This window comes from Saccharopolyspora spinosa NRRL 18395 (assembly GCF_000194155.1).
Lineage (GTDB): Bacteria > Actinomycetota > Actinomycetes > Mycobacteriales > Pseudonocardiaceae > Saccharopolyspora > Saccharopolyspora spinosa.
Genome location: NZ_GL877880.1, coordinates 130,200 through 150,537, shown reverse-complemented (window position 1 = coordinate 150,537; position 20,338 = coordinate 130,200). Strand labels below are relative to the sequence as shown.

18 protein-coding genes and 2 pseudogenes are annotated in these 20,338 nt (G+C 69.4%); 16 read left to right on the top strand and 4 right to left on the bottom strand.

Annotated elements, in window-relative coordinates; genetic code table 11:
- Positions 1-226 precede the first annotated feature (226 nt).
- The 9 genes and pseudogenes from SSPN_RS0131300 (at position 227) to SSPN_RS0131260 (ending at position 8,202) form a co-directional block, all read left to right on the top strand.
- Positions 227-670 (top strand): DUF1707 SHOCT-like domain-containing protein, encoded by a 444-nt coding sequence (locus tag SSPN_RS0131300; RefSeq protein WP_010312819.1) that lies wholly within the window; start codon positions 227-229, stop codon positions 668-670.
- 76 nt (positions 671-746) lie between these two features.
- Entirely contained in the window at positions 747-1,070 is a 324-nt protein-coding gene (locus tag SSPN_RS0131295) for a DMT family transporter (RefSeq protein ID WP_010312818.1), read from the top strand.
- Positions 1,067-1,681 carry a TetR/AcrR family transcriptional regulator gene (locus tag SSPN_RS0131290; RefSeq protein WP_010312817.1) on the top strand — a complete coding sequence of 205 codons (615 nt, stop codon included), beginning with the start codon at positions 1,067-1,069 and terminating at the stop codon, positions 1,679-1,681. Before SSPN_RS0131295 ends, SSPN_RS0131290 begins: the two co-directional genes overlap by 4 nt.
- 85 nt (positions 1,682-1,766) lie before the next feature.
- Positions 1,767-2,226, top strand: a pseudogene (locus SSPN_RS46735) (macro domain-containing protein).
- 386 nt (positions 2,227-2,612) lie between these two features.
- Positions 2,613-3,578 (top strand): DUF4097 family beta strand repeat-containing protein, encoded by a 966-nt coding sequence (locus SSPN_RS0131280; RefSeq protein WP_029535909.1) that lies wholly within the window; start codon positions 2,613-2,615, stop codon positions 3,576-3,578.
- Between the two features lie 457 nt (positions 3,579-4,035).
- Positions 4,036-5,824, top strand: a pseudogene (locus SSPN_RS46730) (Hsp70 family protein).
- A gap of 17 nt (positions 5,825-5,841) precedes the next feature.
- Positions 5,842-6,543 (top strand): nucleotide exchange factor GrpE, encoded by a 702-nt coding sequence (grpE, locus tag SSPN_RS0131270; protein ID WP_044576064.1) that lies wholly within the window; start codon positions 5,842-5,844, stop codon positions 6,541-6,543.
- A 25-nt stretch (positions 6,544-6,568) separates the two neighbouring features.
- Complete coding sequence (gene dnaJ, locus SSPN_RS0131265) at positions 6,569-7,747, top strand: molecular chaperone DnaJ (RefSeq protein WP_010312814.1); 1,179 nt, start codon at positions 6,569-6,571, stop codon at positions 7,745-7,747.
- A gap of 2 nt (positions 7,748-7,749) precedes the next feature.
- Positions 7,750-8,202 (top strand): heat shock protein transcriptional repressor HspR, encoded by a 453-nt coding sequence (locus SSPN_RS0131260; RefSeq protein WP_044576061.1) that lies wholly within the window; start codon positions 7,750-7,752, stop codon positions 8,200-8,202.
- A gap of 109 nt (positions 8,203-8,311) precedes the next feature.
- Here SSPN_RS0131260 and SSPN_RS0131255 read toward each other — a convergent pair whose 3' ends face one another.
- On the bottom strand, positions 8,312-8,599 hold the full coding sequence (locus SSPN_RS0131255; protein WP_010312809.1) for a putative quinol monooxygenase: 288 nt from the start codon (positions 8,597-8,599) through the stop codon (positions 8,312-8,314).
- Positions 8,600-8,712: 113 nt separating this feature from the next.
- Between SSPN_RS0131255 and SSPN_RS0131250 the strand changes: the two genes are divergently transcribed.
- Entirely contained in the window at positions 8,713-9,282 is a 570-nt protein-coding gene (locus SSPN_RS0131250) for a TetR/AcrR family transcriptional regulator (RefSeq protein ID WP_010312808.1), read from the top strand.
- Positions 9,283-9,343: 61 nt separating this feature from the next.
- Here the strand turns inward: SSPN_RS0131250 and SSPN_RS0131245 are convergent, their stop codons facing one another.
- Positions 9,344-10,447 carry an FAD-binding oxidoreductase gene (locus SSPN_RS0131245; protein ID WP_029535908.1) on the bottom strand — a complete coding sequence of 368 codons (1,104 nt, stop codon included), beginning with the start codon at positions 10,445-10,447 and terminating at the stop codon, positions 9,344-9,346.
- 293 nt (positions 10,448-10,740) lie between these two features.
- Here SSPN_RS0131245 and SSPN_RS0131240 point away from each other — a divergent pair, with 293 nt between their 5' ends.
- The 4 genes from SSPN_RS0131240 to SSPN_RS0131225 all read left to right on the top strand — a co-directional run bounded on the left by SSPN_RS0131240 (position 10,741) and on the right by SSPN_RS0131225 (position 15,568).
- Positions 10,741-11,556 (top strand): pyridoxamine 5'-phosphate oxidase family protein, encoded by an 816-nt coding sequence (locus SSPN_RS0131240; RefSeq protein ID WP_010312806.1) that lies wholly within the window; start codon positions 10,741-10,743, stop codon positions 11,554-11,556.
- A gap of 230 nt (positions 11,557-11,786) precedes the next feature.
- On the top strand, positions 11,787-12,269 hold the full coding sequence (locus SSPN_RS0131235) for a MarR family winged helix-turn-helix transcriptional regulator (protein WP_029535906.1): 483 nt from the start codon (positions 11,787-11,789) through the stop codon (positions 12,267-12,269).
- Positions 12,270-12,458: 189 nt separating this feature from the next.
- The gene (locus SSPN_RS46725; protein ID WP_010312804.1) at positions 12,459-12,953 is read left to right on the top strand and encodes a MarR family winged helix-turn-helix transcriptional regulator; all 495 of its coding nucleotides are present in this window, start codon (positions 12,459-12,461) and stop codon (positions 12,951-12,953) included.
- 80 nt (positions 12,954-13,033) lie between these two features.
- On the top strand, positions 13,034-15,568 hold the full coding sequence (locus SSPN_RS0131225; protein WP_044576208.1) for an MFS transporter: 2,535 nt from the start codon (positions 13,034-13,036) through the stop codon (positions 15,566-15,568).
- A gap of 109 nt (positions 15,569-15,677) precedes the next feature.
- On the opposite strand, the gene SSPN_RS60630 is transcribed toward SSPN_RS0131225, so the two are convergent.
- Positions 15,678-15,905, bottom strand: a complete 228-nt coding sequence (locus SSPN_RS60630) for a hypothetical protein (protein WP_010312802.1) — start codon at positions 15,903-15,905, stop codon at positions 15,678-15,680.
- 48 nt (positions 15,906-15,953) lie between these two features.
- Between SSPN_RS60630 and SSPN_RS46720 the strand changes: the two genes are divergently transcribed.
- Entirely contained in the window at positions 15,954-16,550 is a 597-nt protein-coding gene (locus SSPN_RS46720) for a YceI family protein (RefSeq protein ID WP_010312801.1), read from the top strand.
- Positions 16,551-17,152: 602 nt separating this feature from the next.
- On the opposite strand, the gene SSPN_RS0131210 is transcribed toward SSPN_RS46720, so the two are convergent.
- Positions 17,153-17,401, bottom strand: coding sequence for a hypothetical protein (locus tag SSPN_RS0131210; RefSeq protein ID WP_010312798.1), 249 nt, complete (start codon positions 17,399-17,401; stop codon positions 17,153-17,155).
- A gap of 196 nt (positions 17,402-17,597) precedes the next feature.
- Between SSPN_RS0131210 and clpB the strand changes: the two genes are divergently transcribed.
- Entirely contained in the window at positions 17,598-20,180 is a 2,583-nt protein-coding gene (clpB, locus tag SSPN_RS0131205; protein WP_010312796.1) for an ATP-dependent chaperone ClpB, read from the top strand.
- Positions 20,181-20,338: the final 158 nt, after the last annotated feature.

The window sequence follows — 20,338 nt, the reverse complement described above, 5'->3', positions numbered from 1 at the left end:
CAGATGGTCCGCCCGCCGCGGGGGACGTGGTGATGTTGCTGGCGTTTCGCGAGTTGTTCCTGTTAGACGAGTGCGACGCGACGGCGGGATTTTGCCGAGCGCCGGACGTTTCCGACGTCGGTCACGGCAAAATCGGGATCGATTGTGCGATTTTCGCCACGTATTCGTTTGGGCGAACGGTCTGTTCAGTTATGTCATCAGGTGGGCGCGGATCAGGGGGTTTGGCATGACCGAATCGGGCAGCGGATCGATGCGCGCGTCGGACGCGGACCGGCAGGCGATCGCGCAGCGGCTGCGCACGGGGCTGGACGAGGGCCGGCTCTCCATCGTCGAGTTCGACGAGCGCCTGCAGCGCGCTTACGCGTCGACGACGTTCGGCGAGCTGCAGTCGTTGGTCGCTGATCTGCCGGAGCCGGTGCCCGCGAAGCCGTCCCCCGAGATCGTCAAGCAGGACCGGGACAAGAAGAAGATGGTCAAGGAGTGGCGGGACTGGGCGAGCGTCACCTTCATCCTGGTCGCGATCTGGGCGGTGACCTCCATCGCCTCCGGTGAGCCGCACTTCTTCTGGCCGATGATCCCGATGGGCATCTGGGCGGCGGTCAACGTGGCCTCGATGATCTCCGGCGGCAGCGACGACAAGAAGGACGAGAAGTCCCACTTCGACCACTAGAAACCCGCGTACCCGCGCCGTCGGCCACCCGTATCCTGAACAAGTAGGGCGGTCGTTCAAGTTTCTGGGAGGAAATGTGGCCTACCTGCTGCTGGCGGTGGCGATCCTGAGCGAGGTGCTCGGCACGGTGTCGCTGAAGCTGTCCGACGGGTTCAGCAAGACCGTCCCGTCGATCCTGGTCCTGGTCGGCTACGGGGTGGCCTTCAGCGCGCTCAGCGCCGTGCTCAAGCTCGGCCTGCCGGTCGGCGTCGCCTACGCGATCTGGGCCGGAGCCGGGGTCGCGTTGGTGGCGATCATCGGTGCGGTGTTCCTCGGAGAGGGGATCACCGCGGTGCAGATCGGCGGCATCGTGCTCATCATCGGCGGCGTCGTCGCGCTCGAACTGGGCGGCGCGCATTGACGGCGGCGCGGCGAAACTCCGACGAGGCGGAGACCGACGGCCGCCGCGCCAAGGGTGAACGCCGCCGTCGCGCGATCATCGACGCGACGCTTCGGGTGGTCGCCCGCGACGGCGTGGGAGCGGTGAGCCACCGCAACATCGCCCGCGAGGCCGAGGTGCCCCCGGCGTCGATCGCCTACTACTTCGCGGGCATCGACGACCTGCTGGTGGCCACGCTGCTGGAGAGCTGCGAAACCCTGATCGTCGAGGTCGACCGGCTGCGCGGGCAGGCCCGGGAGAACTCCGACTGGCCGCGGGTGATCGCCGAGGCGCTGGCGTCGATGGTGCGCGACCAGCGCGAACGCACCCTGGGCGAATACGAGCTCTACCTACTCGCTGCCCGCCGCCCGGCGCTGCGCCCGGCCGCCCGCCGCTGGATCGAGGTCGCCACCGGCTTCATCAACGACGGCGCGGGCGGGGACGAGCCGGTGATCCGGGCGCTGTTCGCCGCCATCGACGGGCTGCTCATGCAGGCGCTCATCGCCGACGAGCCGCCCACCGCCGACGACCTCGAACCTACGCTGCGCTTCCTCATGCAACCCGTGGACTACCTGCGGGATTCGATCGGCTGATCAGCTGAAGGCCGCGGGTTTGCGCAGGACGTTGTGATGCGGGTCATATCGAGCGGGGCCGGGAGCGTGGGCGCACACTCCCCGCATGCGGGTCACGCTGGTCCAGGGCGACATCACCGAGCAGGAAGTCGACGCAGTCGTGAACGCGGCGAACTCCTCGCTGCTGGGCGGCGGTGGCGTGGACGGCGCGATCCACCGGCGCGGCGGGCCGGCGATCCTCCAGGAATACCGCCGGCGAACTCCCGGCGCGCTGGGTGATCCACACCGTCGGCCCCACCTACGTCGCCGCCGAGGACCGGTCCGGGCTGCTGGCTTCCTGCTTCCGGGAATCCCTGCGGATCGCCGACGAACTCGGCGCGAAAGTGGTTGCCTTCCCCGCGATCTCCACCGGCGTCTACCGGTATCCGCTCGACGAGGCGGCGCGGATCGCGATGCGCGCGGTGCGCGAGACCCCGACCGATGTCGACGAGGTGCGCTTCGTGCTCTTCGACGCGAAGTCGCTGGCGGCGTTCGAAGCCGCCTACGACGACGTCTTCGGAGCGTGAAACTCCCGGCTGCGGCGGGAAACTCGACAGGTCCGAGGTGGATGTCCGCCGTCGCGTCGCGGGCGGCGACCCCCGCGACGACGAACATGCCGATTCGAATCCCCCGAGAATTCTTGAACATTGGTGCGTCTCCTAGCCCTGTTCGTTGCGCCCGATCAGGAGACATCCCGGCGAGAGCGGGGTTGCGTCGGGTGCGGCACAAGCCGCGATCTTCCCCTGGCAGCGTGCCGGAAATGCCGCCAGATGGCTGAGTCGAAGGTTGCGGGGACTACGCCGGAGGTCGGTTTCGGGGAAACTCCCGGGGTGTTTCGGGGGTATCCCTGAGGTCCGGGCTGGACGCGGTGCGTAACTTCGTCCGCGGAAGTCGGCAAACTTGGGGGATGGCGATGGCTCGGGTTGGGCTCGCGGTGGGCGGGGCGGCGCTGGTGCTGATCGGGGGAGCAGCGCTGTTCGGGTGGCCCTCCTCATCCATGCAGGAGCGCTCCACCGGACTGGACGGGATCGACCGCGTCGAACTCGCCGGCGGTGCCGGCGACGTCGAGGTGCGCCACGCACCGGGCGCTCGCGCCGAGATCGTGCAGCGGGTCCACCGCTGGGAAAGCGCCTTCTTGGGGGGCGGCGGCGGGGGCGACGCCACCGAGATCAAGCACCGCGTCGAGGGCGGCGCGCTGGTGCTACCCACCGACTGCGGCTGGAACTGCACCGTCGACTACCAGGTCACGCTGCCGACCTCGGTGCCGGTTCGCGGCAAGCTCGACTCCGGTCGGCTGGACGCGGTGGGCATGCAGTCGGTGCAGGCCGAGATGGGTTCCGGCGAGGTGCTGCTGAGCGAGATCGGTGGTCCGGTTGACGTTCGCACGGGTTCCGGCGGCGTGTCGGTGACCCGGGTCCGCGGTCCGGTCGACGCGGAAACCGGCTCCGGGGAGATCACGCTGGCCGAGATCGGCGGCGATGTCAGGGCGCACACCGGTTCCGGTGGCGTGTCGGTGAGCGACGTCGACGGTCCGGTCGATGCGGACACGGGTTCCGGGGAGATCACGCTGCACGAGATCGGCGGCCGGGTCGGCGTCGAGACCGGCAGCGGCGGGATCAGCGGGCGCGGCCTGCGCGGCCCGGGCGTCGTCGCGAAGGCCCAGTCCGGCGACGTCGAGTTGGAACTGGTCAGCCCGCAGACCGTCGAGGTGTCCACCGGGAGCGGCGGCATCGAGTTGACGGTGCCCGGCGACCGCTACCGCGTCGACACGGACAGCGGCTCCGGCGGCGTCGATGTGGACGTGGCGCAGGACCCGGCCGCCGTGAAGCGTCTGACGCTGTCCAGCGGCAGCGGCGAGATCCGCGTCAAGGAGGCCTGACCCCGCTCCGACGCCGGCATGTCGACAAGCCGACGTATCGGCTGGCCGTGGTCCCGAGGATCCGGCGGAGCCGCCGCCGTTCTCGACCGGTGCCCCACCGGTCTCGACTGAGCTCAGCGAACCGGGCTGCGGGGCGGAGGACTGGGCCGACTCTGCAGGGCTGTGCGCGCTGTGGCCGCGGCGAGGATGAAGGCCCCGAAACGAAGCTGCTCCGGGGCGTTGGCATCCGCGAAAGCGGTCCTGGCCGCGACCCGCCGCCTGTCGGCAATGTCACGTCGCGCGTTGCCGCCGGAACTTCCGTCGCTGGTCAGCCGTTGTTCTGGCAGAAAGCTTGAGTGGCCCGCGCTCAATCCGGATTGACGATGATGATGGGCAGTGGGTAAAACTTGAGTGAGCAAAGCTCAAGGGCCGGGGATGGCGCTTGGGCGTACAGGCAACAAGTCGGGAGGAAAGCAGCATGGCGCGAGCGGTCGGCATCGACCTGGGGACGACCAACTCCGTCGTTTCCGTCCTGGAGGGCGGTGAACCGACGGTGATCGCCAACTCCGAGGGCTCGCGGACCACGCCGTCCGTCGTGGCCTTCGCGAAGAACGGCGAGATCCTCACCGGGCAGCCAGCGAAGAACCAGGCCGTCACGAACGTGGACCGCACCATCCGGTCCGTCAAGCGGCACATGGGCACCGACTGGAAGGTCCAGATCGACGACAAGCCCTACACGCCGCAGGAGATCAGCGCCCGCGTGCTGATGAAGCTCAAGCGGGACGCCGAGGCGTACCTGGGCGAGGACGTCACCGACGCGGTGATCACCGTGCCGGCTTACTTCGAGGACGCCCAGCGGCAGGCCACCAAGGAAGCCGGCCAGATCGCCGGCCTCAACGTGCTGCGCATCGTCAACGAGCCGACCGCCGCCGCGCTGGCGTACGGCCTTGACAAGGGCGAGAAGGAACAGACCATCCTGGTCTTCGACCTCGGTGGCGGCACCTTCGACGTCTCGCTGCTGGAGATCGGCGAGGGCGTCGTCGAGGTGCGGGCCACCAGCGGCGACAACCACCTCGGTGGCGACGACTGGGACGAGCGCATCGTCGAGTGGCTGGTGGACAAGTTCAAGTCCTCGTCGGGCATCGACCTGACCAAGGACCGGATGGCCATGCAGCGGATCAAGGAAGCCGCCGAGAAGGCCAAGATCGAACTGTCCAGCTCGTCCACGGCGAACATCAACCTGCCGTACATCACCGTCGACGCGGACAAGACCCCGCTGTTCCTGGACGAGACGTTGTCCCGCGCCGAGTTCCAGCGGATCACCTCTGACCTGCTGGAGCGCTGCCGCAAGCCGTTCGAGGCGGTCATCCGCGACGCCGGCGTCAAGCTCGACGACATCGACCACGTGGTGCTGGTCGGCGGTTCCACCCGGATGCCCGCGGTCTCCGACCTGGTCAAGGACCTGACCGGCGGCCGCGAGCCGAACAAGGGCGTCAACCCCGACGAGGTCGTCGCCGTCGGCGCCAGCCTGCAGGCCGGTGTGCTGCGCGGTGAGGTCCAAGCTCATCGAGCGCAACACCACGATCCCGACCAAGCGCTCCGAGACCTTCACCACCGCCGACGACAACCAGCCGTCGGTGCAGATCCAGGTCTTCCAGGGCGAGCGCGAGATCGCCGCGCACAACAAGAAGCTCGGCATGTTCGAGCTCACCGGTCTCCCGCCGGCGCCGCGCGGCTTGCCGCAGATCGAGGTCACCTTCGACATCGACGCCAACGGCATCGTGCACGTGTCCGCCAAGGACCTGGGCACCGGCAAGGAGCAGTCGATGACGATCACCGGCGGCTCCGCGCTGCCGAAGGACGACATCGACCGGATGGTCAAGGACGCCGAGGCGCACGCCGACGAGGACAAGAAGCGTCGCGAGGAGGCCGAGGCCCGCAACCAGGCCGAGACGCTGGTCTACCAGACCGAGAAGGTCCTCAAGGAGAACGACGAGAAGCTGCCGGCCGACGTCAAGGACAAGGTCAAGGCCGCCGTCGGCGAGGTGAACGAGGCACTCAAGGGCGACGACGTGCCCGCCATCTCCGCAGCCGTGGAGAAGCTCGCCACCGAGTCGCAGGCCCTCGGCCAGGCGCTGTACGCCGACGCGGGTGCCACCGCGACGGCCGGTGCGGGTGACGCCGGTGCCGCCGGGGCGAGCTCGTCGAAGGACGACGACGTGGTGGACGCGGAGATCGTCGACGACGAGGACGAGAAGAAGAAGTGACTGCGGACAGGCCGGAAATGTCGCGCAACGAAGGCGAGCAGGAGCCGGTGGTGGTCCGGGATCGGCGGCGCATCGACCCCGTGACCGGCCAGCGCCGGGTGCCCGCTCCGAACGGAGAAGAGGCGCAGGTGGCCGAAAGCATGTCCGGCACCCTCGACGAGGACATCGTCGGGAACGCCGAGCAGGAGGCCGCGCAGCCTGCGGCCGAGCAGCCCGAGCCCGAAGAGGCGGCGGGCGGCTCGGTCGGGCTGCAGCAGCAGGTCGACGAGCTCACCGCCGACCTCAAGCGGGTCACCGCGGAGTACGCGAACTACCGCAAGCGGGTGGAACGCGACCGCGAAGCGGTGATCGCCGGCGCGAAGGCGTCGGTGGCCGCCGACCTGCTGACGGTGCTCGACGACCTCGACCGCGCCGAGGCCCACGGCGACCTCAACGGCGCGTTCAAGGCCGTGGCGGACAAGCTGGTCGCGACGCTGAACTCGGCCGGGCTGGAGCCCTTCGGCGCGGAAGGCGACGAGTTCGACCCGTCGATGCACGAGGCGGTGCAGCACAGCACCTCCCCGGACGTGGACGGGCCGACTGTGACGACCGTTCTGCGCCGCGGCTACCGGTTCGGCGACCGGGTGCTGCGGCCGGCGATGGTCGCGGTGACCGACCACGAGCCGGCCGCCGAGCCCGCCGAACCGGCGACCGGCGAGAACCAGTCCGAGCAGGGTTGATGAGGAACGGAGGGAGGAGCGCCCGGTGAGCGCCAGGGAATGGCTTGACAAGGATTTCTACGCCGAGCTGGGCGTCTCCTCCGCGGCTTCGGCCGACGAGATCAAGAAAGCGTACCGGAAGCTGGCGCGGGAGAACCACCCCGACGCCAACCCCGGAAACGCCCAGGCCGAAGCCAAGTTCAAGGCCGTCTCCGAGGCCTACGGGGTGCTCTCCGACCCGGACAAGCGAAAGCAGTACGACGAGGCCCGGAAGCTGTTCGGCGCTGGCGGTTTCGGCGGCGGCCAGGGCGGTTTCGGTGGTTTCGGCGGTCCGGGTGGCACCGGCGGCTTCGACATCGGTGACCTCTTCGGCGGTGCCGGGGGCGGTGGTGGCGGCGGCGGGCTCGGCGACATCTTCGGCGGCCTGTTCGGCGGTCGCCGCCCCGGTGCCACCACGGCGAACCGCCCGAAGCGCGGCGCCGACGTGGAGACCGAGGTGCGCATCGACTTCGTCGAGGCGGTGCGCGGGGCCACGGTTCCGCTCCGGTTGTCCAGCCCGGTGAGCTGCCCGACCTGCCACGGTTCGGGTGCCAAGCCGGGCACCCGGCCGCGCTCCTGCACAACCTGCTCTGGTTCCGGGCTGGTGACCCGCAACCAGGGTGCGTTCGCGTTCAGCGAGCCGTGCCCGGACTGCCGGGGTCGCGGCCAGCTGATCGACGACCCGTGCCCGGACTGCCGCGGCGAAGGGGTCAGCACCCGCAGCCGGACGCTGACGGTGCGGATCCCGGCCGGGGTTTCCGACGGGCAGCGGATCAGGTTGGCGGGACAGGGCGAACCCGGTCGGCAGGGCGCCGCCGCGGGCGATCTGTACGTCGTGGTGCACGTCAGCCCGCACCGGGTGTTCGGACGTTCCGGTGATGACCTGACGATCACGGTTCAGGTCACCTTCCCCGAACTGGCGCTGGGCACTACGTTGACCGTGCCGACCCTGGACGGGAAGGTGTCGCTGAAGGTCCCGGCCGGGACCGGCAGCGGCCGCACCTTCCGGGTGCGCGGCAAGGGCGTGGGCAAGAAGGACGGCAGCAGCGGGGATCTCCTGGTGACGCTGCAGGTCGTGGTTCCGTCCAAATTGGACGACAAGGCGGCCGAGGCGCTGGCGGACTATGCGAAGGCGACCGCCGACCACGATCCGCGCCGCGACCTGAACGAGCTGCTCGGGAGGTAGTCATGGCCGGTCGCCCAATGGATCCGGGCTTCGGGTTCCCGCCGGGGGCCAACGAGGACACGCCGATGTTCGTGATCTCGGTGGCCGCGCAGCTGTCCGGGCTGCACGCGCAGACCCTGCGCAGCTACGACCGGCTGGGTCTGGTCTCGCCCGGGCGCACCCCTGCGGGCGGCCGCCGCTACTCCCTGCGAGACATCGCCCTGCTCCGCGAGGTGCAGCGCCTCTCCCAGGAGGAGGGCGTGAACCTGGCGGGCATCAAGCGGATCATCGATCTTGAGAACGAGGTCGACGCGCTCCGCGCCAAGGTCCAGGAACTGGCCGAAGAGGTGGCGGCGGCGCATGCGGCGGCCGAACAGGCGGCGGCCGCGGTGCACGCCTCCTACCGCCGGGACCTGGTGCCGATCCGCCAGGAAACGGCCCTGGTCGTCTGGAAACCAGACCGCAAACGGCGCTGACCGCTGGCGACAGCAACGCTGGAAAGGCGCCTGATGGCCGCGAGCAGGCCATCAGGCGCCTTTCGCGTTAGTGCCGCCTGTCGGCTGGCTCCGCCCGCGTCCTGGCGCGTTACCTGGAGCGGAGCGTGGTGATTTCGCGGGCGCGGCTTTCGCGTTCGTCGAACACGATGTCGTCACCCGCCGACTCCTTGACGGCGGCGAACGACGCCGCGAACGCCTCGTCGGACTCCCACGTGACCGTCGAGACCACGGCCTCGTCGTCCGGGGTGGTCCACACGTCGGCGGACATGCATCCCGGAGTTCCGAGGAAGGCGTCGCGGACCCGGTGCACCCGGGCGACGAACTCGTCGAAATGCGCGGGCCTCGGATAGTGGAAGGCGATCATGCCGACGGTCATCCCGCCGCCTCCTTCGTTCTGTCCCAACGAAATTCCATCTATACGGCTCCGTATAGATGGAGCGTACTGGCCCGACCCGGCGCGGTGTCAACGCTGTCGGTGATACTGAGGACATGGCCGCCGTCACACGCACCCCACGCAGCAGCTGGATCGAGCAGGGGCTGCAGGCGCTCGCGGCGGGCGGTCCGGACGCGGTGCGCATCGAAAACCTCGCGCGGGCGCTCGGCGTCACCAAAGGCGGTTTCTACGGGCACTTCGCCGACAGGAACGCGCTGCTGGAGGAGATGCTCGACACCTGGGAACGGGAAAGCACCCGCGAGGTCATCGACCAGGTGGAGGGCGAAGGCGGAGACGCGCGGACCAAGATCTGGCGGGCGGGCATGCTCACCTTCTCCGACGACCGCCTGCTACCGATCGACCTCGCTGTCCGAGACTGGGCGCGGTGGGACGAAACCGTCGCCGAGCGCCTCCGCCGCGTCGACGACAAGCGCATGGCCTACCTGCGGGAGCTGTTCGGCAGCTACTGCTCGGACCCCGAGGAGGTCGAAGCCCGCAGCATGCTGCTCTTCTGCTTGGTGACCGGCCACCACTACCTCGTCGTGGACCACGGCGAGCGCACCCGCCGCGAGGTCCTGGCCCGAGCCGCCGACTTGCTGCTCGAACCGCGCGCTGCCGACGAATGAGGGGCGTCTTCGACCAGATCGGTCGAAGACGCCCCTCGGTCGCTCGGTCGTCAGGCGGTGCTCAGTCCAGAGTGAACGGGTCGTAGCGGATGTAGTCGAGGGGCGTGCGCGCGACGAGCATCTGGGAGACCGTGGCCCGGATCATCCCCGGCGAGCCGCTGACCAGGACGTCCCAGTCCTGCCACGCGCCGTAGCGGGTCACCGCCTCGGCGAGCGTGCTGTGCTCCGCACCCGAGACGCCCGGGTCGTCCTCCACCACCGGTGTGATCGTCAGCCACGGGTTGTGCATCGCGACGCGCTGCAGGTTCTCCAGGTCGTAGAGGTCCTCGCGGGTCCGGCCGCCGTAGAACAGCTGCACGCGCGGGTTCTCGCCGTACTGCGCGAGGTCGTCGATGATCGCGCGCATCGGGGTCAGTCCAGTACCGCCGGCGATCATCAGGACGTCCGGTGAGGTCTCCCGGTCCACGGTCAGCCGACCCATTGGCGAGCCGATCCGCCACTGGTCGCCGGGGCGGGCGTGCCCGACCATCGCGCGGCTGACCCAGCCGCCTTCCACTGACCTGATGTGGAACTCCAGGATCCCGTCGTCGCTCGGCGCGTTGGCGGGGCTCAGGTAGCGCCACAGCCGGGGCCGTTGCGGCACCTCCACGCTCACGTACTGGCCCGGCTGGTACGGCACCGGGTGGTCGGGCTGGACGCGGATCACCGCGACGTCCCAGCTGAGCCGCTCGTGGTGCACGATCTGGCCGGTGTACCAGGCGGGGCCGTCGTCGGCGGCGGCCGCCTCGGTCATCGCGGAGGCCATCACGGTGTAGGCCTCGGCCCAGGCGCGCTCCACGCTGTCGGTCCAGGCGTCGCCGGCGTACCTCTTGATCGAGGCGAGCAGCGCGGTGCCCACCGCCTCGTAGTGCGCCGTGACCACGCCGAACTTGCGGTGGTCGCGGCCGAGCTGGTGCAGGAACGGCAATAGCTCGTCTGGCCTGTCGACCATCTGGATCACGTGCACGAGCGCCCGCAGTAGCCTGCTGCGCTGCACTTCCATGTTCACCGCGAACAGGTCGCGGGTGGCCGGTGCGAGGCTGAAGAGCATGCCGTAGAAGAACCTCGCCACATCGTCGGTGTGCGGCTCGACGACTGCGAAGCTCTCGCGGATGAGGCGAACCATCTTGCTCACACCGGAGTTCGACGGCTCGTGGTTCGGGGGTCCGGGGCTCAGTACGGCGTTCGCTGTCATGGTTCGGGGCAGTCTTCTCCACGTTGGCGGTCGTACCCAGGCAGGCACACCACTACTTGCAAGCGTCCCCCGACACAGGGTGGACCCTAACTCGTGCCTCGTGACGCGTCTGCCTTGATGCCACTTTTGAGGGTTTCATAACTACTTCACGTAGATAATGCATGGATCTACCGGGGGAACCTAGTCTCTGCCGCTGTTAGCAGAGAGGTGGACGTGACACGGTGATGCGTGTGATCCCCGACCACCTACCCCCGACCGGTACCGCCGACGCGGCACTCTTGGCGCTGGAGCTCTCAGGGCCGCCCACCACCCCGAACGAGTCCTGGCAGCTCACGGCCCCGATTCAGCAGCGCGGCCAGGAGCCCGACGCGCCACTGAGCGATCCGTTCGTCGAGGACGGTCCGGTCCCGCTGCCCGGCTCGGCGGGTGAACACCTGCTCCAGCGCGCCTACGGCACCGAGAAGCGCGCCCGGAAGTTCTACGACGACCAGGTGCTGGACCACCTGAACCCGCTGATGAAGGAGTTCATCGGGCGGATGGAGATCGCATTCGTGGCCACCTCCGACCGGCGCGGCGCGTGCGACTCCAGCCTGCGTGCCGGCCCGGCCGGCTTCATGGAGGTCCTCGACGACCGGCACCTCTGCTACCCGGAGTACCGGGGCAACGGCGTGCTGGCCAGCTTGGGCAACATCAGTGAGAACCCCCACATCGGGATCCTGCTGGTGGACTTCGTGACCGACCTGATCGGCCTGCACGTCAACGGCAAGGCCCGCATCGCCGAGGACGCCGACCTGCGCGCCATCCACCCCGCGCTGCCCGCCGAGTTCGACCGCGGCCGCACGCCCGAGCGCTGGGTCGTGGTGCAGATCGAGGAGGCCTACATCCACTGCCGCAAGCACATCCCGCGGATGGTGCCGATGCTGCGCCAGCGCACCTGGGGCACCGACGACGTCAAGCGAAAGGGCGGCGACTACTTCGAGTCCAAGGGCATGCCCCGGCCGTGGCACCGGCCCGAACCGGTGGGCGGCCACGACAGCTGAGCCCACCCTCGCAACCGGCACCGCTGCGGGCTCTCGGGCGTCGTCTGGTGAGGACAGCTCAGATGCCGCGTATTGGGTCCATACATGAGTTGGGGATCCCGCAGTCCAGGCGGCGTCTGAGGTTCCGCTACTCGGGACAGGCGCTTAGAGTAGGGCGAAACGGACGAGCGTTGGCTTGCGAGTCGGCGGTTGGTGCCGCCGTGGTCGTCGGCGGTGCGGGTTGGAGAGCTGTGATCGAGGACGACGCGCGGGGTTCGACCGGCGGGGTGCGCGAGGAAGGCGTCGACCGGCGTTCAGCGGCTGAGTCCGTCGAGCGCGAGTTGGTGCTGATGTTCCGCCGCGCCCGGAACCTGTCGACCGCCGTGGCCGCGCACGTGCACCCGGACCTGGATCCCGCCTCGTACAGCCTGCTGCTGATGGTCGACGACGCGGGGCCGCTGCGCGGCATGGACGTCGCGGACCGCACCGGGCTGGACAAGTCCACGGTGAGCAGGCAGATCGCGACCCTGGTGGACCTGGACCTGCTGGAGCGGGTGCCGGATCCCGACGACGGCCGGGCCCGCCGCATCCAGCTCTCCGACCTCGGGCGCGAGCGGCTGGCGCAGGTGCGCGCCGAGCGCCGCAAGCACCTGCACGGCCAGTTCGCCAGCTGGTCCACCCAGGACCTCAAGGACCTAGCCCGGCTCCTGGGCAAGCTCAACGCCATGATGTGAGCGCGTTTCACGAGGTGCGGGGCACCCGTGACCCGGTAACCGGGGCACGGGTGCCCCGCTCGCATTTCCCGACCGGATGCCCTTCGCCCGGTTCATGATCCTTCCGGTGGGTGGGGTCACAGTCCGACAAGTTGTGTTGCGCAACTAAGTGGGTTTATAGTTGCGTGCAGCAACTAAAGGATTGGGCTCATGGGACCGACACACGAGACCTGCGCCGAGCTGCTCCGACCGCTTCGAGCGATGCTCGGGCTCAAACAGGTGGCCATGCAGCGGGGTCAGTTCACGGCAGAGCACATGCCGTACGCCGCCGCCGGGTTGCTCACCGAACTCGTCTTCCGCGGCGAATGCCGGGCCTCCGACCTCGCCCACCACCGGATCGTCGACGCGTCCGTGGTGAGCCGCCAGGTCGGCCAGCTCGAACACGCCGGCCTCATCACCCGTCGGCCCGACCCGGCGGACCGGCGAGTAGCGCTGCTGCGCGCCACACCCGACGGCGAACGCGCCGTGGCCGAGCTGGAACGCCGGAAGGCGGAGTGGATCGGCGAAGCGCTGGCCCACTGGGACGACGACAAGGTCCGCGAACTCGCCGGACTGCTGGGGGAAGCGATGGACGACATCCGTCGCTACACGATCAACGACGGAGTCTGCGCTGCCGACTCCGTGACCAAGGAAGGAACTCGATGACCAGCTCGACGGAGACGGCGCCGGACGCGACAGCGCCGGCCCGCCGGGACGGACGCGACGACCCCGCCGCGGGATCGTCGATGACGCATCGGCAGATCCTGGAGGCGATGTCGGGTCTGATGTTGGCGCTGCTGGTCGCCATCCTCAGCTCGACGATCGTCTCGAACGCGCTGCCCCGGATCATCGCCGACCTCAACGGCACCCAGGGCCAGTACACCTGGGTGGTCACGGCGATGCTGCTCACCTCGACCGCATCCACCCCGATCTGGGGCAAGCTCTCCGACCTGTTCAGCAAGAAGCTGCTCTACCAGCTGGCCATCACGATCTTCACGATCGGTTCGGTGCTCGGCGGGTTCGCGCAGTCGATGGAGACGCTCATCGGCTTCCGCGCCCTGCAGGGCATCGGCATGGGCGGCCTGCAGGCGCTGATCCAGGTCGTGATCGCGGCGATGGTCTCGCCGCGCGACCGCGGCCGCTACAGCGGCTACATCGGCGCCACCTTCGCGGTCGCGACGGTCAGCGGGCCGCTGGCCGGCGGCCTGATCGTGGACACCTCGTGGCTGGGTTGGCGCTGGTGCTTCTGGGTGACCGTGCCGATCGCGGTGATCGCCTTCATCGTGCTGGGCCGGACGCTGAAGCTGCCGGTGATCAAGCGCCCGGTCAAGATCGACTGGTTCGGCGCGCTGTTCCTGGTCGGCGGCGTGAGCCTGCTGCTGGTGTGGGTTTCGTTGGCCGGCAAGCAGTTCGAATGGTGGTCGGTGGAGACCGCGTCCTTCGTCGGTGGCGGCCTCCTCTCGATGATCATCGCAGTGATCATCGAGACCAAGGTGAGCGAGCCGATCGTGCCGCTGCGGATGTTCCGCAACCCGACGGTCACGCTGGCCACCATCGGCACCGTCGCGGTCGGCACCGCGATGTTCGGCGGCGCGGTGTTCCTGGGCCAGTACTTCCAGATCGCGCGGAGCTTCACCCCGACGACCGCGGGTCTGATGACGCTGCCGATGGTCGGCGGCCTGTTCATCTCCTCGACCGTGTCCGGCCAGATCATCTCCCGGGTCACCGGCAAGATCAAACCGTTCCTGGTGATCGGCTCGATCGTGATGATCGCGTCGATGTCGTTGCTGAGTACCATCGACCACGAAACGGACCTGGTGCTCGTCGGGGTCTACCTGTTCCTGATGGGCGTCGGCGTCGGCATGCTGATGCAGAACCTGGTGCTGGCGGTGCAGAACTCCACCAGCGGCAAGGACATGGGGTCGGTGACCTCGGTCGTGACGTTCTTCCGGACCCTCGGCGGTTCGGCCGGCGTCTCGGTCCTTGGCGCGGTGCTGGCCACCCAGGTCTCCGACTACATCATGCGCGGCCTGTCGAAGATCCCCGGCGCGGCGCAGGCAGAAGGCTCGGGCGGCGGTGGCTCGCTGGACGTCAACCACCTGCCGGAGCCGGTGCAGACCATCGTGCGGGCGGCCTACGGCGACGCGATCGGCGACATCTTCTTCGTCTCCGCCTGCATCGCGGTGGTCACCTTCCTCGCGGTGATCTTCATCCGCGAGACTCCCCTGCGTACCACGATCGACAGTCACGAGGAGAAGGAGGCGGCTGCCGTGGCCGCGCACGACGACGCTGTGGACAACCTCACCCGACCTGTGGACAACTCGGCCGTGGCGCGTCCCGCTGCGAACGGCTCTGCCCAGGTTGGGGGCGTGGGGGCGCACTCGGCGCGACTGGCCGCCGAACCTGTGGATAACTTTGTGGATGGTCGCTCGGATGCCTGGTCAGAGCCGGTCGCGCCGCGTCGCTACGCGACCAACGGCAAGCACCTGGCCGGCGACCTGACAGCCCCGGGCGGCGGTGGCGGGCTGTTCGTGCACGGCACCGTCCAGGACTCCGTCGGCACTCCGGTCGCCGGGGTGGTGCTCACCCTGACCGACGCCAACGGCCGGCAGGTTGAGCGCGCCCGGACCGCGCACGACGGGCAGTTCCGGCTCGTGGTCGACCACGGCGGCACCTACGTGCTGATCGCCTCCGGCGGCAGCTACCAGCCGACCGCGTCGATGGTCGTGGTCGGCGACCGCCCGGTGCGCCACGACGTTCAGCTGCTCGGTGCCGGGCGGCTCACCGGGCTTGTGCACGTCGGCGGGCAGGGCGTTGCCGGGGCGATGGTGGTGCTCACCGACGTCCGCGGCGAGGTCGTGGCCAGCGCTGCCACCGGACCGGACGGGCACTACCTGTTCCCCGACCTGGTCGGTGGGGCCTACGCGCTGACCGTCACCGCGCCCGGCTACCGGCCGGTGGCGAACTCGGTCACCGTCGCCGACGGCGACCAGTCCACACTGGACGTCGCGTTGCAGTCCGGCACGCAGCTCAGCGGCGTGGTCCGGTCGGCTAACCTCGGGGTCGCGGTGCCGGATGCGCGGGTGACGCTGCTGGACACCGGCGGCGCGGTCGTGGCCGCGGCGACCACCGACATCGACGGCAACTACACCTTCACCGACCTGCCGGACGGCGAGTACACGGTGATCGCTACCGGATATCCGCCGGCCGCCACCTCGCTGCGGCTCTCGGATGAGCAGAGCACGCACGACGTCGAGCTCGGCTACCCGCACGCCGACTGAGCAGCGGTAGCGGGTGGGATGAAGCGAACGGACCGTTCGCGTCGTTGACGAGCGTCAACGGTCCGTTCGCCCCACCACTCGGGCGGACGGGGCCGCCCACCAAAAACCTTCAACTCGCAGAGGGGATGTTCGAAATGGATCTCGGCCAACGGCAGGCCGTGGAGCCCGGAACCGCACCGGCCGGTTCGGGGGCGGTCACCGCGACGGTGCGCGGCGGCGACGGCTGGCCGGTGCCGGAGGCGGTGCTGACCGTCATCGACGGCACCGGCACCCAGGTCGCCAGGGTGCAGGGCGACGCGCAGGGCTCGGTGGTCGCCGCCGGGCTGAAGTCCGGCACCTACACCGCCATCGTCACGGCGGGGGGGGGGGGGGCCGGACCACGCTGGTGCACGACGGCACGGCGGCCACCCTCGGTGAGGTCGAGCTGCGCCGGGCCGGCGGGGCCGACCTGCCGGCGCCCGGACTGTGGCGGATCGACCCGGTGCACTCGTCGATCCAGGTCACCGCCAAGCACCTGGGGATCAGCAGCATCCACGGTCGGTTCAACGAGTTCGCCGGCGAGGTCCGCATCGGCAACCCGGTGGAATCGTCCGCAGTGGATGTCCAGATCGTGGCTGCCAGCATCGACACGGCCAACGGGATGCGCGATGACCACCTGCGGAACCCGGACTTCCTGGACGTCGAGCGGCACCCTGAGATCACCTTCCGGTCCACAGGGCTGCGCCCGCGCGGCAGCGACCGCTGGGACCTGGACGGCGAGCTGACGCTGTGCGGGCTGACCCGGCCGGTGCGGCTGGACACCCGGTTCGCCGGGGTCGGCCCGGATCCGTGGGGCGGCACCCGGGCCTCGGCGACGGCGACGACGCAGCTGCGTCGCGAGGACTTCGCGATGACGTTCAACCAGGCCCTGCAAACGGGTATCGCCGCGATCGGCACGACGCTGAAGGTGGAGATCGACATCCAAGCCGTCCGCGAGGACTGAGGTTTCCCCAATTTCAATGGGCGTTTTCCAACCTCTTCTTGCGGTGCGGGTAGGGAACCTCAGCGGTCTTCTCGGCTGTGGGATCCCGGACCTGCGTATGAGACCAATACGCGGCATCCGGGCTGTCCTCGCGAGAAGGCCGCTGAGAACCCGCGGCGGTGCCGGCGGCGGCTGCGCCGCTTGCGGCAGCCCCGGACCGTGGGATTTCCAGCGTCGTGGCGGCGGATCGGCCAGGATGAAAACGGCTCATTGGAAATCGGACCCTCGATCTCCAATGAAATCGCGGACCGAACCGGCGGAAATCCCTGCGCGTCAGACCTTTTCGAACTTCCGGACCTCGCCGGTGCGAAGCTTCTCCAGTACGAAGCCAACTCCCGCTCCACAGCTGGGACCATGATGTATGGGCCGAGGATGTTGAACAGTGGCAGCGCGCGCAGCACCGCGCCGGCGGAGTTGAGCACGCTGCCTGGTGTCAGCGCCGAGCCGACCACGGTGAACAGGCTGCACACCACGTGGTAGGTGCGCTCGCTGTCTTGCCCCCACCGAAGACGAACAGCCACGCGCGCTGGCCGGACGCCGTAGTAGCCCCAGGCGATGATCGTTTAGATGGCGAACATCGCGACGGCCGGCGTGCGGCCGTAAGGGAACCACGGCAGCACCGTGGCGATCAGCACGCCGATCATGCCGCCGAACCCTGCTTCCGGGGTGAACGCGCCGGAGATGATCCCGCCGATCCCTCCGATCTCGCCGATCGCGGCGGGCACGGCGGGCACGGCGTCGGAGTTCACGTCGATGACGATCAGGCTGGCGGTTGATGGCCATCGCCGGGAGCGGGCGGCTGGTGACGGCACCGATGGTCTTGCTGCCGCCGATGATGACGACCAGCCTGGGGCGTTCCGCCCAACTCGACACCTCTCCCGAACCCGCGTGCCTGAGCTCACCTGCCTTGAGTGGAACTCGCTCAACTTTTCTCACGTTGACGATGTATAAGATGATGGGTGCGAGCGATGACGGACTCGTACCAGCCGCCCGGCGACGAGGTGAGGAATGGACGCGTTCAACCCGACGACCAAGACCCAGCAGGCGATCTCGTCCGCGGTGCAGGCCGCGACCGTGGCAGGCAACCCGGACGTCGACCCCGGACACCTGCTCGGCGCGCTGCTCGCCCAGGGCGACGGGCTGACCGCGCCGCTGCTGACCGCTGTCGGCGCCGACCCGACGGAAGTGCGCCGCGAGCTGGAGCAGCTCATCAACAAGCTGCCGACGGCCAGCGGCAGCACGGTGTCCGCGCCGCAGCTCTCCCGCGACGCGGTCAGGGCGCTGACGCACAGCCAGCGGCTCGCCACCGAGATGGGCGACGAGTACGTCTCCACCGAGCACCTGCTGGTCGGGCTCGCCGCCGACGGCGGCCGGGTCGCCGACCTGCTGCGAAAGCACGGCGCGACGCCGGAAGCGCTGACCGAGGCCTTCAGCAAGGTGCGCGGGTCGGCGCGGGTGACCAGCCCGGATCCCGAAGGCACCTACAAGGCGCTGGAGAAGTACGGCCAAGACCTCACCGACCGCGCCCGCAAGGGCGAGCTCGACCCGGTGATCGGCCGCGACGCCGAGATCCGGCGCGTCGTGCAGGTGCTGTCTCGCCGCACCAAGAACAACCCGGTGCTCATCGGTGAGCCCGGCGTCGGCAAGACCGCCATCGTGGAGGGCCTGGCCCAGCGCATCGTCGCCGGTGACGTGCCGGAATTGTTGCGCGGCAAGCGCGTCGTCGCGCTGGACCTCGGCTCGATGGTGGCCGGCGCGAAGTACCGCGGCGAGTTCGAGGAGCGGCTCAAGGCGGTGCTCAAGGAGATCACCGAATCGGCCGGTCAGGTCATCACCTTCATCGATGAGCTGCACACCATCGTCGGCGCCGGTGCCGCCGGCGAGGGCGCGATGGACGCCGGCAACATGATCAAGCCGATGCTGGCGCGCGGCGAGCTGCGCATGGTCGGCGCGACCACGCTCGACGAGTACCGCAAGCACATCGAGACCGATGCCGCCCTGGAGCGACGCTTCCAGCAGGTGCTGGTCGGCGAGCCGAGCCCGGCGGACACCGTCGCGATCCTGCGCGGCCTCAAGGAGCGCTACGAGGTGCACCACGGCGTGCGGATCACCGACGGCGCGCTGGTCGCCGCGGCCACCCTGTCCGACCGCTACATCACCGCCCGGTTCCTGCCGGACAAGGCCATCGACCTGGTCGACGAGGCCGCGTCCCGGCTGCGCATGGAGATCGACTCCCGACCGGTGGAGATCGACGAGGTCGAACGCGCCGTGCGGCGGCTGGAGATCGAGGAGATGGCGCTGTCCAAGGAGGACGACCCGGCCTCGCTGGAGCGGCTGGCCGCGCTGCGCGCCGAACTCGCCGACCGACGCGAGAAGCTGTCCGAGCTGACCGCGCGGTGGCAGCAGGAGAAGGAGTCCATCGAAACGGTCCGCGACCTGAAGACGCAGCTGGAGCAGCTGCGCGGCGAGTCCGAGCGCGCCGAGCGCGACGGCGACCTCGGCAAGGCCGCCGAGCTGCGCTACGGCCGCATTCCGGTGCTGGAGAAGGAACTCGAAGGCGCCGCGCAGACGCAATCCGAGCGCAAGGCGATGCTGCAGGAAGAGGTCACCGCGGACGACGTCGCGGACGTGGTCAGCGCGTGGACCGGGATCCCGGCTGGCCGCCTGCTGGAGGGCGAGACCGCCAAGCTGCTGCGGATGGAGGACGAGCTGGAGAGGCACGTCGTCGGGCAGTCCGAGGCGGTCCGGGCGGTGTCCGACGCGGTGCGCCGGACGCGCGCCGGGGTCGCCGACCCGGACCGGCCGACCGGCTCCTTCCTGTTCCTCGGGCCGACCGGCGTCGGCAAGACCGAGCTGGCCAAGGCGCTGGCCGGGTTCCTGTTCGACGACGAGCGGGCGATGATCCGCATCGACATGAGCGAGTACGCCGAGAAGCACTCGGTGGCCCGGCTGGTCGGCGCCCCGCCCGGCTACGTCGGCTACGACCAGGGCGGGCAGCTGACCGAATCGGTGCGGCGGCGGCCGTACTCGGTGGTGCTGTTCGACGAGGTGGAGAAGGCCCATTCGGACGTCTTCGACGTGCTGCTGCAGGTGCTCGACGACGGGCGGCTCACCGACGGCCAGGGCCGCACGGTGGACTTCCGCAACACGATCCTGGTGCTGACCTCGAACCTCGGCTCGCAGGCGATCGCGGACCCGAACCTCAGCGAGCAGGAGCGCGAGGAGGCGGTGCGCTCGGTGGTGCGCAGGCACTTCAAGCCGGAGTTCCTGAACCGGCTGGACGACGTGGTGGTGTTCCACTCGCTGTCCACGGACGAACTGACGTCCATCGTGGACATCCAGGTGGAGCGCCTGGCCCAGCGCCTGGCGCAGCGCCGGTTGACCCTCGATGTGCAACCGGCGGCCCGGGACTGGTTGGCGCTCAACGGTTTCGACCCGGTCTTCGGGGCCCGACCGCTGCGCCGCCTGGTCCAGTCGGCGATCGGCGACCAACTGGCCCGGAAGCTCCTGGCGGGAGAAATCCGGGAGGGTGACAAGATCCGGGTCGACACCACGGACGACAACGAATCCCTCGTGGTCACCCCGGCCTGACCTGGACAGGCGAGGGGCACCCGCGCCCGGCGAACCGGGTCACGGGTGCTCCTCATTCTGACCGCGATGGTCAGCAGCAGGCGATGGGCTCCGCCGACGTGGAACTCCACATCGATCGCCGCATCCTCCGAATCCTCGTCCGCTTCGTCGTCGAGCTC